The organism is Pseudomonas sp. RIT-PI-o, assembly GCF_001297215.1.
In the GTDB taxonomy this organism is placed as follows: domain Bacteria; phylum Pseudomonadota; class Gammaproteobacteria; order Pseudomonadales; family Pseudomonadaceae; genus Aquipseudomonas; species Aquipseudomonas moraviensis_A.
The window spans coordinates 267,162-279,542 of sequence record NZ_LHPA01000016.1 but is presented as its reverse complement, the minus strand read 5'-3'; the positions used below and the strand labels follow the sequence as shown (position 1 = coordinate 279,542).

Genomic DNA, 12,381 nt, shown 5'->3' with positions numbered 1-12,381 from the left:
GCGTTCTCGGCCTCCCGCGGGTCGAGGCTGGTGTCGCTCGGGGCTTGCTTGATTTTCGGCTCTTTCAGATCCAGCGCCACGCCGACATCGAACTTCAACGGCTCGGCATAACTGGTCCTCCCATCCGCACGCTTGATTTCGTACCTGGCCACCACCGTCCCGCCTTCGTTGTCCTTGATCATCGCGGCCGGGATGGTGAACGGTATTTCCTTACCGGCGGTAAATTCGTTCAGCTTGATCGAGTCGGGATACTCACCGGTGATCGAGCCGACCCAGAACATGAACGCTTCATCGCCTTTGACCGTTTCCGTGTAGATGATCGTCGCGGTGGTGCCGGGGGTGTCGGCGGGCAGGACGCCGTCCACCCCGCCGGCCACCACCGGTTCGGGCAGTTCCCGGCGTGGTTTGCCGACTCGCAGGATGTCGGTGTGGATCGACTCGCGAATGGCGTGGGAGGCCTGGTACGCGTCCAGCTTGGCGAACGCCGCGCTCGGGATCAGGAGTTGGTAGTAGAACTCCGCCGTGCCGCCGTTGACCGGGGTCAGGTGGTTGCCGTCAATGCTGTACGACAGCGGTTTGGCTGCGACGATGTCGTTGTGGGTGATGGGGCGCGTTGGCAGAGCAGGCAGGTACGGCTTCAGGCCGGAGGTGGTGCCGAGCATGATCGGCTGCAGGACATAACCTTCGACGAAGGAGGTATCGAATGGAATGTCCATGAGTACCACGTCCAGCGGTGGGTTCAGGGCACCGGAATCCTCGTCCAGCATGATCGGTTCGGCCAGGCGCTGGACTTCGCCGATGGCGCGGATGAATTGGCTTTTGGATTCCAGATCGTCGGAGCCGTCGGCTTTTTCCAGTCGGTAAGACAAGGTGATCTGCGACTTGGCCAACTGGCGCAGCACGGCGTTGGGAGCCGTGGTTTCCATAATGCTCGGCACACTTTTCAACTCCACGCCTGCTGACGGTTCCCAATTAATCGGCGGTCCTTCGACGGGGGTGCCCTTGATCCTGATGAATACCTCGTCTCCGACTTCGAACTTGCTCGTATCCGTGGCAATAACTTGCACGGTGCCATCGGCGTCGCCCAGCTCGTCGACATCCAGCACGTTGTTCAGCGTTTCCCTGAGCAACGGTGCCCCCAGCCGGGTCGCATCCACCGCCACTTTTACGCGCTGCTCGGGGCTCCAGTCCTCGGAGCGGTTGAAGACGCAGTCGTACACCTCAAACACCACGGCCACGCCGGGCGCATCACCGGCGTCTCTGATGATTTTTTCGGTGATGGTGATGATGATCGGCGCCTTGCCTTCGGCCTGCTCCTGTGTCAGTGGAGCACTGGGCACGAAGAATCCACCCCAACTCACGCGGCAAATATCGCCTGCTGCGGCGTTGGGATAGGGGGGGGTGCCGTCGGCCTTGCCAATGCTGATGTCCACGCCAGCGGCCACGTTGCCCTCGTGGATGCCGCCGTCAAGAATCTCCTGCGCAATGATCATGATCAGCTTGGAATGGCCGTTGTCACCGTTGTTATCGTGGCCACCCGGGCGCGTCAGCTTGACCAGCACCTGCATGACTTCGGACGGTTGATCTGTGCCGCCCAGCGGCTTGACGGAATAGGACACCGCAAACTCGCCGTCGACCATGTGCCGCGAAGGCACGAACATGCGCAGTTGCGTATCGACCTCGTCCTTGAGGACGGTCCTGCTCACCACGTTGTACCCGGTGCCCCAAAATATCGTCAGCCTGTCGCCACTCGCCATATTTCCCCACGGCCCCGCCTCGCACCGCAGGCCGTGATACGGAAAGTTGTCCAGCGCGGCGGCGATGTTGATACCCCAGACATCGGGATCCTTAGACACCGGGTCCTTGCTGCGACCAGGAATGCCAAGTTCTGCGAGTAGCAGGGGTTTTTGGGGGCTGGACATGGAGACGGCTCCGACGGGAAGTGACGGAACGAGTTAAAGCGACTTGGCGTGAATGCACACCTGTCAGACTTGACAGGTGTGCGGTGATATCCGACGAGCGGTCGCCTTTCCGGACGCTGCGCCCGAGAAAGCTTCGTCGGTTGCAAGCGCCTTACGGCGGTGACGGCGTCGCTTAACGGTGGTTGCGTGGAGCCGGGTGGGCAGAGGTAATGATCGAGGGTGCGATCTCGTCAAGGCAGGACGGGTCCTTGTCGCATGAGAAATCCATGGCGCTGCGCGAGCGAGCCTGCCTGATCAGGCGCTCGTTGCCGGAGCTTCAGTGCCCAGGCAGTTCAGTTGCATTTGCGAATGAATGTGCATAGCTCATCAATGCGCTCGCCGAGGTCCAGAACCGAATAATCTGGCTTGTACTCACTGCTGATCTTCGCCGCGACCTTGACCTTGTTGGCCACGGTTTTCTTGCGTGCGTGAAGCTTCTTGTATTCCAGGGCATTGGCCCAGATCGACTGGGAAACGATGCGTTTGGCAGTACGGTGAACTTGCTTGATCGCCACTTCCATATATTGGGGGGCGATGTAGTTCTCGATTTCCCGACCCTTGGTGACCCAAGCGACGCCGCCGTTAGCCTGGATCTCTTTAATCACGCGCTCTTTGGTCTTGCGCAGTTTTCCCTTGGCGCTGGATTTATCGCTGTCGATCAGAATCGCCGAGTTTCTGTTCAACGACTGCAGATTGATGAAGTCGGCACTGTTATCTTCACTGTCGTCTTCGTTTTCTTCCGCTACGCCGAGGTGGCTCAGCAGCCTGCCGCCGTAATACATGACCGAATAGTGAATACCTTCAACTAGCTCGGGGGCACGGCCTGCCAGCCAGTAGTTGAGATACGTACGGTCTGAGGGCCCTTCAACCCAGACGATGCAGTTGGCCTGCAGGATATCCGACGCCAGATAGCCCAAACGATCAAGAATGTCGCGCCGATCGGGCTGGCTCTTGATATGGCTTCCGCACATCTCGAACAACGTTAGTTTGTCTTTCGCCGCGATATTGATGACGGTCGCAGAATGCGTGCTGATCAGCAGTTGTTGATGGCGTTCGGTGGCAATTTCGATCAGGGAATCCATCACAAACCTGAGCATTTTCGGATGCAGGTGACTTTCCGGTTCCTCCAGCAGGCAGATGGCATGCTTCGGGCAATTTCGCAGCCAGGCGGCCATCAGCGCATAAGACTTCCAGCCTGTGGGAAGCCAGCTCACGGGTAGTTGGTTGGGCATTTTGGGGTCGTCCTTGATCCACACCGACAAACGACCGTCCTCGCCGAGCTGGAAAGTGCCGTCGTCAATCAGCGTGGCACCGAAACTCCCTTGCCGATCAGTCGCCAGGCTGCACAGAAACGGCTTGCTTTTGTTCAGTTCCGCGACAGCGTCTTCGCTGAATTGATCTTCGAGCGTCATGCCGTTGCGGTAATGAATATTGGCGTATTCGTAAAAACGCGGTACGGGTGAAAACAGGGCGTGCTTGTGCAGGTCGCTGGAACGCACATAGTGTTTTCGTTGGCTGGGTATGAGCAGGAGCTGACTGCACGCGACGTTTTCAATGCAGTCCAGATCCGGGTCGAACGTATTTCCGGAAAAGAAGTACGACCAATTGTCGTCATTATCAAAGCTGATGCTGTAGCCGGGCAGAATCTGTCGCGGCGGATTTTCCCGTGGGAGCGAGGCCAGTATTTCCGGGTGTTTCAACGCCCTGACCATGTCGATGACGGTTGATTTACCCGAGCCATTCTCGCCAATGAAAACATTGATATCGCCAAGGGTGATCGCGCCGCTCTGCTGCAGTGCTTGCCAGTGCGACATGAGGTTATTGGCGTTAACCGTTTGGCTTGGCGTGTTGAGCGTGCGTATGGCCGACAGCCAGATGTGCTTTATCTTCATGGGGTAGAACGGCCTCCTGGCCTTGAAAAAATGCTAGTGGCTGTAAGGAATCAGCCGGTCCCGATCCATCTCGCGCAATAACTGATCGAGCATCTGCCGTTTGTTTTCAAACGCTGGAATCGGCACGTACCACGCCATTACGCTCCAGCCCTCGCGCGAGTAGTTGTAGGTTTTGAGCAGTTGACCATCCTTGAAGACCGAGCCGCGCAGGTTGTCCTGGTAGTGGTAGGGCATCGGGAAGGTGAACAGTGTGAAGACGTTGACCAGCGCCAGCCAGTTGACCTTGCCGTCACCGGGTTCGGTGATCAACAGGCTGTAGCCGTTGCGGGTGTAACCGCCATCGAGCATCGAGAACGCGCCGGTTTTTTTCAGGACGCTGATGGTTTCGCGCTGATGCTGCTCGTCGATGCGCGTATACGCCGGCCCCATGCCGAGCGTGACCGGCACATAGGCTTGGTCGGCATGGTAGTCGAGCGGTTGCAAGGTGTTGGCGCAGCCGCCCAGCATCAGTGAGGCGCAGAGCAGGCCAGCGACTCTCATCATGGCGAGATTCATTGCGCGACTGCCGGGATCAGCCGGTCTTGCTGCACATCCTGCGCGAAGGCGCGAGCGATGCGGCTGAGGTTCTGTTCGCGCATCTCACCGCCCTGATCCAGCAGCCAGATGTATTTTTCAGTGGTGTTGCGATAGGTGTATTGCTTCAGGCGCTTGTCACCCTGGAACACGGTGAATTCGCTTTGCGTGTCGAATTCGTTCGACAGCGGCAGCAGGAACAACGTCGCGCTGCTCAGCAGGATGACCGGAAACGCCGGCAGGTGACGCTCCACATTGAGTTTGACCTGCACGCTGTACTCGTCAGCTTTGCCGCTGCCGGTTTCGATGGTGCGGAACACGCCGGTCTGACGCAGGTGGTTGCGCAGGCTGGAGCCGTTTTCCGGGTCATCGACGATAACGTGAATCGGCTGCAGATAATCTTGACCGTCCGCGAGCGTGCGCTCTGGCAAGGTGTTGGTGGCCGCGCAACCGGTCAACAGAGCGGCGGCGGTGAGGGCGATGACTGTTTTCATGGTTTGGCGTCCACGGCCGCACCTGGAGTAGGGCCGGTAAAGATGTAGGGCTCAGCGTTTTTCAGGTCGAGCTTCAGCGGTTGCAGGGTTGGCAGCCCTGGGGTCATGCGCTGAGCGACGGCGGCATCGCGGGCGTTTTGATCATTCCAGCGGAACGCGCAGAATCCTGCGGTCATGCAAAACGAACGGAACTCACCGATGTAATAGGCCTTGCCGGCTTCAAGGCGCATCGGCAGGTTGAATTTCTCGCGGGCCTCGGCTGAGGTGAAAACGGTGCCGAGCCCTGGTTGGTAGCGTGCGGAAAAGAACTGGAAATCATAGAACTCGTAATCGCCCGGCTTGAGCGGCAGCACGAATACGCTCGCTGCGCCGACTCCGTCCTGAATATCCTGCGGCGTTGAGTAAGCGCCGGCCATTTTCCAGACACCGGCGGCCCCGTACTCCGAACCGCGTTTGCGGAAGAAGATTCGCTGGTTATCAGCAGCGGACTGCTTGAGAGATTGCGGCCCGATTGATCCCACGAGGTAACTGACTGGCTCGCTGGCCTTGGGTTGCAAGGGTTCGCTGACCCATGAGGCGCTTTCGGTAATGCAGCCGCTGAGCGTCGCGGCGAGCACAACGGCCATGCCGAGTTTGAATAACTGGAACATGTTCATCCCTGAATCCGGGTGTGTTGATTGACTACAAACAGGAAGGTCAATCAATGCCTTCCTGGCTTGGCTTTTTTTGCGGGTGCGCAGGATAAGGGAGGTGATGGCATTTGGCTAGCGGTGATCGCCGTGCTGCAAGGATAGATTCGGCTACTGTTTGGATGGGAAACGCATCCGATGTAGGAGTGAGCCTGCTCGCGATGGCGTCCTCCCGAGAAATTGGTGTTGACTGACACACCGCTATCGCGAGCAGGCTCACTCCTACATGGGGCCGTATTGCAAAGGGACGTGAGTGTTTCTTTCAGAAACCAAGTGGGTACTGGACGACCACGTAAATCCGGTCAATGTCATCGCCAGCCTGCGCTTCGTTGGCGCGGTGGGTGACGTGGGAAAGCTGTACCGACAAATCCTTCGCGGCACCGGACTGGACGATGTATTTCAGGTCGATGTCGCGTTCCCAGTGCTTGCCGCCATCACCCTGTTGCGGTTGATAGTCGCCGCTGTCGGCGTCGAACGGGCTGTACGCGCCGCCCTTGGGGGCGTGGGTGCCGTCGATGTGGCTGCCGCGAACGTAGCGGGTCATGAAGTTCAGGCCGGGGATGCCGAAGGCGCCGAAGTCGAGGTCGTAGCGGGCTTGCCAGGAACGTTCGTTGGCGCCGTTGAAGTCGGCGTATTTGATCGAGTTGGCGAGGTAGATCGAGTCGCCGCCAACGAAATCGAACGGCGTGTCGCCGTTGATGCGCTGCCAGCCGAGCATCACCGCGTGGGAGCCGAAGCTGTATTTGCCGGAGAGGCTGAACGCGGTGTTATCGATCTCGCCGGCCAATGCGCGGCCGGTGTCGCGGGTGTGGTAGAGGTTGGCGTCGAGCAGCACGCCGGACTGTTTGAAGTGCAGGTTGCCGTAGTACTGGTGCCAGGTGTCGCTTAGCTCGGAGGCGTAAAGTGCGCCGCCGATGGGGCTTGCGCCGAACAGGTCGGCGCCGATAAAACTGATCCCGCCGGCCTCGGTGTTGGCGCCATAGCCGTAGAAATCACCTTTGCCCGATGAGCTGTCCTGGTTCTTGAACGCGGTGAAATGTCCGGCGACCAGATTGACGTCGTCGAACTCGGCGCTGTTGAGCAGAAAACCGGTGGCGTACTCCGGTTGCAGGCGTTTGTCGGAGGTGTCGAAGACCGGGTTCTCTACGGTCATTTCACCGAAGGCGAGGGTGGTACGGGAGACTTTCAATTTGAGCGCACCGCCGGCGCTGGAGTAGTCGTGTTCGCTGCGACCATCGCTGTCGACCGGAAGCAGACCCGTGCCCGAATGCCCTTTGCCACCGTCGAGTTTCAGCCCGGCGAAGGCGTGGGCATCGATGCCGAACCCGACTGTGCCCTCGGTGAAACCGGATGAGAAGTTACCGATAAAGCCCTGAGCCCATTCCTGTTTGTAGTTTTTTCCGGAGGGTGCAGGCGAGCGGTAGTCGTTGCTGAGATAGAAGTTGCGCAGCAGCACGTCGCTTTTGGCATCGTTGAAAAAGCCGCTGGCGTGGGCGGTGCCGGTCAGACCGCAGAGCATGGCAAGCAGGGTGAAACGGAAAGGGGCGCGGTTGATCATGGTCAGGGCCGGTGGCGATTTGGATGGCGCTGATGATCGGGGGATTGGGTTGAAAAGGATTGGGCCGGTGTGCTGAGTTGGCAGCCTACACACAACCCTTGTAGGAGTGAGCCTGCTCGCGATAGCGGTGTGTCAGTTGAACAAATCTTGCCTGACACACCGCTATCGCGAGCAGGCTCACTCCTACAGTTGATAGCGGTGTGTCAGTAAGGGTTACACCAGCGGCGGTGTCCGCGGTGGGATCTGGCGTTTGCTGCCGGTCGATTCAAACGCAGCGGCGAAGCGCAACAGGTTCGAATCGTCGTAGGCGCGGCCGGCGAAGGTCAGGCCGACGGGCATGCCGATGTCGGCCATCACGCCCATCGGCACGGTCACGGTCGGCACGCCGAGGTGGCGGATCGCAAGGTTGCCGTTGGCTACCCAGACGCCGTTGCTCCAGGCGATGTCGGCCGAGGCAGGATTGACATCGGCGTCCGCGGGGCCCACGTCAGCGACGGTCGGAAACAGCACCGCATCGAGGCCGAGCTTATCCATCCAGTCTTCGAGGTCGATGCGCCGGGTTTGCTCCAGACCGCGCAAGCCATCAGGCACGGTAGTGATTTCATTCCACGGCGTGATACCGCGTTCGGCCATGCGCACGTATTCGTCCATGCCGGCGGCCAGATCGCCTTCGCGGTTGGGCAGGGTACCGGGGTCGTGCGGGAAGATTCTCGGCCCGTCGACGTCGACCAGACGATTGAGTTTCGGGTCGCCGTTGGCCTGCAGGAAGTCGTCAAACGCCCAGGCAGTCAGATCCCACAGTTCGTGGTGGAGGAATTCCTTCGAGACCAGGCCACGGGTGAACACGGTTGGCGCGCCGGGGCGGTCGCCTTCGCAGTTGGAGACCAGCGGGAAATCGGTTTCGATGACTTCAGCACCGGCGGCTTCCAGGGCCTGACGCGCCTGCTGCCACAAGTCGATCACCGAAGCGCGGGTGTTGATGCGCTGACCGGTCGGGCCGCCGATGCCAGGGGCTTCGCTGGTGCCGGCGTCATCGTCGGTGTTGATGTACATGCGCGGGATGGCGAAGCGTTTGCCGGCCAGGGCTTTGGCGTCGGCGGCCAGTTCACTGTACGCCGCCGGGCGCACTTCGCTGACGCGGGGGATTGGCACCCACGGTTGCAGGCGCCACAAGTCGCCACGGGTGTCGGGGTCTTCGGCGACGACCACGTCGAGCACTTCGAGCAGGTCGGCCATGGTCCGCGCGAACGGCACGACGACGTCCATGGTCGGGGTCAACGGCCAATTGCCGCGCACCGAAATCACCCCGCGCGACGGGGTATAGGCGCACAGTCCATTGTTCGACGCCGGGCCGCGACCGCTCGACCAGGTTTCCTCCGCCAGACCGAATGCAGCAAAACTCGCTGCGGTAGCGGTACCGGCGCCATTGGACGAGCCGGAGGCGAAAGGCGCGGTGAGGTAAGCGGCGTTGTAGGGACTTTCAGCGCGGCCATAAACGCCACGCTGCATGCCGCCATTGGCCATCGGCGGCATGTTGGTCTTGCCCATGCAGATCGCCCCGGCAGCGCGCAGGCGCTCGATGGTGAAAGCATCGCGATGGGCAACCAGCTCGGCGAAAGCCGGGCTGCCGGAGGCGGCGGTCAGGCCTTTGACCAAGTAGCTGTCCTTGGCGGTGTAGGGGATGCCATCGAGCGGCCCCAAGGTTGCGCCTTTGGCGCGGCGGGCATCGGAGGCGCGGGCTTCGTTCAGCGCTTCAGGATTGCGCACGACTACGGCGTTGAGTGCCGTCGGGGTGTCGGCGCCGTCGTAGGCATCAATGCGCGCCAGATAGGCTTGTACCAGCTCCACGGCAGTGGTCTGGCCGGATTCGAGGGCGGCGCGCAGTTCGGCGATGGAGACTTCGGTGACTTCGATCATCGGGTCACCTGTTGAGCGAAGATGTTCTGGGCAGGGGTATTCATAGCGGTTCTCGTTGCACGGCTTTAAGCGACAAGGTCAAGACTGGCGCCTATTTAACACCAAGCCGCGCTCCGAGTAATCGACGGGGTGACGGCCCCGCCGATTTTTTCTGGGTCTGGCGGATCACTCGTTGATGCGCGGGTGCTGCTGAACCAGCACCTTGCGCTTGGCCTCCAGCTCGGCGATCTCGGCATCGATGTCTTCGATTTTCTGTTCGATGTTGTCGTGGTGTTCCTGCAGCAGTTCCTTGGCCTCTTCGAGGTCGGAGGCCGCCGGGGCCGCGCCGCGCAGGGGTTTGTTGGCGGTTTCCTTCATGGTCACGCCGGTGATCAGGCCGACCACGGCGATCACCATCAGGTAATACGCGGGCATGTACAGATCGTTGGTGCTTTCCACCAGCCAGGCCACGGCAGTCGGGGTCAGACCGGCGATCAGCACCGAGACGTTGAAGGCACTGGCCAAAGCGCTGTAGCGGATATGGGTGGGGAACATCGCCGGCAGGGTCGAGGCCATGACGCCAATGAAGAAGTTGAGCAACACCGCCAGAATCAGCAAGCCGGAGAAGATCAGGCCGATGCTCCCGCTGTTGATCAGCATGAACGCCGGAATGGCGAAGATGAACAGGCCGATGCTGCCGACGACAATAAAGGGTTTGCGGCCGATCTTGTCGCTGACGAAGCCGATCAGCGGCTGCACGAAGAGCATGCCGACCATGATCGCGATGATGATCAGCACGCCGTGGTTTTCGCTGTAATGCAGGTTGTGGGTCAGGTAACTCGGCATGTAGGTGAGCAGCATGTAGTAGGTGACGTTGGTCGCCGCTACTACGCCGATGCAGGTCATCAGGCTGCGCCAGTGCTTGGTCGCGACTTCCTTGAACGACACTTTCGGGCCACCGGCGAGGCCTTCGCGGTCACCTTGTTCGAGCTTTTCCACGTGCTGCTGGAACGCCGGGGTTTCTTCCAGGGCGTGGCGCAGATACAGGCCGATCATGCCCAGCGGCAGGGCAAGGAAAAACGGAATTCTCCAGCCCCATTCTTCGAAGCGCTGTTCACCGAGGATCGTCGAAATCAGCACCACCACGCCGGCGCCAAAGACGAAACCGGCGATCGAGCCGAAATCCAGCCAGCTGCCGAGGAAGCCGCGTTTGCGGTCCGGTGCGTATTCAGCGACGAAGATCGAGGCGCCGGTGTACTCGCCACCCACGGAGAAACCCTGGGCCATCTTCGCCAGCAACAGCAGGATCGGCGCCCAGATGCCGATCGAGGCATAGGACGGAATCAGGCCGATGGCAAAGGTGCTCAGGGACATGATGACGATGGTCGCGGCGAGGACTTTCTGCCGGCCGTATTTGTCGCCGAGCGCACCAAAGAACAGCCCGCCCAGCGGACGAATCAGGAAAGGCACGGAGAAGGTCGCCAGCGCGGCGATCATTTGCACGCCGGGATCGGCGCCGGGGAAGAAGACCTTGCCGAGCACATAGGCGACAAAGCCGTAGACGCCAAAGTCGAACCATTCCATGGCGTTGCCCAGTGCGGCGGCGGTGATTGCCTTGCGCATCTTGGCGTCGTCGACAATGGTGATGTCTTTCAAACCGATCGGTTTGACGGTGTTCTTGCGTGATTTCATTGCGATGTTCCCGCTCGCTGATCCAGATTACCGCTGCGATGCCATCTCCATGATGGCGCCGGCTCTTCTGCCTCAGATACATGCGGACACGAAATAATTCACCGATGGCTGGAATTAATTTCGACAGGTGGGTGACTGGTCGGTGCTCTGAAGGAACTGGTTGAGCATTCAAAAATTGTGATTGCCTGAACCAATGCCATCGCGAGCAGGCTCACTCCTACAGGGGTTTTGTGCATTGCCGGGATTTTGCGCCCGACGACAAACCCTGTAGCAGTGAGCCTGCTCGCGATAGCGGTGGTGCATCCACCACAAGGCTTAAAGCGCAGCCTTCACCTGCAACCCCACCACCAGCGCATTGTCGATGTCCTGCCCGGAGAACGCGCCCGGTTCGATGATGTATTGCAGGTTCGGGCGCAGGGTCAGCCATGGGGTGGCCTGGTAGCCGTAGCCCAATTCGATCAGTTGCTCAGCGCTGTCGAGATGCGGGAACGCAGCGCCATTGGCCATGGCGGCATCCTGCTGAACATCACGGCTGCGCGGGTTCGGCACGGCGCGGCCATAGCCCAGCGCCAGAGTGTCACGCGGGCGGCCTTCGAACGGTTTGTACAGGACTACGCCGGTGCCGTACCACTTGCTGAACGGTGAGGCCGCTTCACTGGCCGCCGAATACTGACCAAACGCATGCAGGCTGCGCCCCTCGGAGGTCGGCGAACGCCATATCGCCTGATCGATCAGCAGGTAATGACCGCCACGACCGGACACCTCGTCGTCGCTGCCAATGCGTTTGACGTCGGAACTGTCGTAGTAATAGCCGAGCTTGTATTCACCCGGCAGCTCGCCGGCGTGCTTGTACACCAGCTCGATCGGTACGACGGTGCCGGTGGTGTGTTTCGGCCCCAAATGCCAGGCGCGGCTGGAATTGCCATTGCTCTCGGGGTCGACGTTGAACGCCGCCACACGCAGTTGCCAGGACGGCGACAGGTCGTATTTGACCCGCACGCCCAAACGCGCGTTGGGGTAGTTGGTCCAGCCGCTGCCGCCGGACATGTTCAGCGGATGGCCGCAGAAACCAGCGTTCATGAAGTTGCACAGAATGCCGCTGTCGAGGCCGCCGAGGTCGTTGCCCATGGCCATGTAGCCGAGCTTCACGTTCAGCGCCGGAGTGAACAGGCTGCGCTCGTAACTGAGCTCGGTCAGGCGCGTGTACAGGCCGCCGTAGTTTTCCTGAATCGGCAAGCGGTTGCCGACCAGATCTTCCGAAGCGCTGTTGCCGCGACGGTCGTTGATGGTCAGTTGCACCTTGCCGGCATTGTCGACGCCATACAGCTTGCCCAGATCAAACTGCACGCCGAGCTTGATGTTCTGCGAATAACGCGCCGAACGGTGCAGGCCGCCGTCGGCGTTGTAAGCGGTTTCGCCGCTGTAATCGCCGCTGAACTTGACGCCGTCTTCATCCAGTTGATGACGCAAGCCGCCCCAGTCACCGGTGAGGGTGCTGCGGGTCAGCAGACCGGAATCGCTGGCGGCCAGCGCGGGCAGGGCAGTGGTGCAGCTCAGGCCCAGCAACAGGCTGGTGCAAAGTCTGGAACGGGAAAAGCGAACAGCCGATGACATGTGAATCCTTCC

General features: G+C 60.3%; 8 protein-coding genes and 1 pseudogene. All 9 read right to left on the bottom strand.

Annotated elements, in window-relative coordinates:
• Positions 1 to 1,922, bottom strand: a pseudogene (locus tag AEQ63_RS07180) (hypothetical protein); the annotation flags it as partial.
• A gap of 332 nt (positions 1,923 to 2,254) precedes the next feature.
• A complete protein-coding gene (locus AEQ63_RS07175; RefSeq protein WP_064362461.1) occupies positions 2,255 to 3,853 on the bottom strand; it encodes an ATP-dependent nuclease in 1,599 nt (532 codons plus the stop codon).
• Positions 3,854 to 3,886: 33 nt separating this feature from the next.
• The gene (locus tag AEQ63_RS07170) at positions 3,887 to 4,396 is read right to left on the bottom strand and encodes a hypothetical protein (protein WP_236705244.1); all 510 of its coding nucleotides are present in this window, start codon (positions 4,394 to 4,396) and stop codon (positions 3,887 to 3,889) included.
• Between the two features lie 8 nt (positions 4,397 to 4,404).
• Positions 4,405 to 4,920: a hypothetical protein gene (locus AEQ63_RS07165; RefSeq protein WP_064362458.1), complete on the bottom strand. Its 516-nt coding sequence runs from the start codon at positions 4,918 to 4,920 to the stop codon at positions 4,405 to 4,407.
• Complete coding sequence (locus tag AEQ63_RS07160) at positions 4,917 to 5,624, bottom strand: hypothetical protein (RefSeq protein ID WP_236705243.1); 708 nt, start codon at positions 5,622 to 5,624, stop codon at positions 4,917 to 4,919. Before AEQ63_RS07160 ends, AEQ63_RS07165 begins: the two co-directional genes overlap by 4 nt.
• 247 nt (positions 5,625 to 5,871) lie before the next feature.
• The gene (locus AEQ63_RS07155) at positions 5,872 to 7,167 is read right to left on the bottom strand and encodes an OprD family porin (protein WP_064362456.1); all 1,296 of its coding nucleotides are present in this window, start codon (positions 7,165 to 7,167) and stop codon (positions 5,872 to 5,874) included.
• Positions 7,168 to 7,380: 213 nt separating this feature from the next.
• Complete coding sequence (locus AEQ63_RS07150) at positions 7,381 to 9,084, bottom strand: amidase (protein ID WP_064362454.1); 1,704 nt, start codon at positions 9,082 to 9,084, stop codon at positions 7,381 to 7,383.
• A gap of 165 nt (positions 9,085 to 9,249) precedes the next feature.
• Positions 9,250 to 10,755: a glycine betaine/L-proline transporter ProP gene (gene proP, locus AEQ63_RS07145; protein WP_042610020.1), complete on the bottom strand. Its 1,506-nt coding sequence runs from the start codon at positions 10,753 to 10,755 to the stop codon at positions 9,250 to 9,252.
• A gap of 315 nt (positions 10,756 to 11,070) precedes the next feature.
• Positions 11,071 to 12,369, bottom strand: a complete 1,299-nt coding sequence (locus AEQ63_RS07140) for a carbohydrate porin (protein WP_042610019.1) — start codon at positions 12,367 to 12,369, stop codon at positions 11,071 to 11,073.
• Between the last annotated feature and the right edge of the window lie 12 nt (positions 12,370 to 12,381).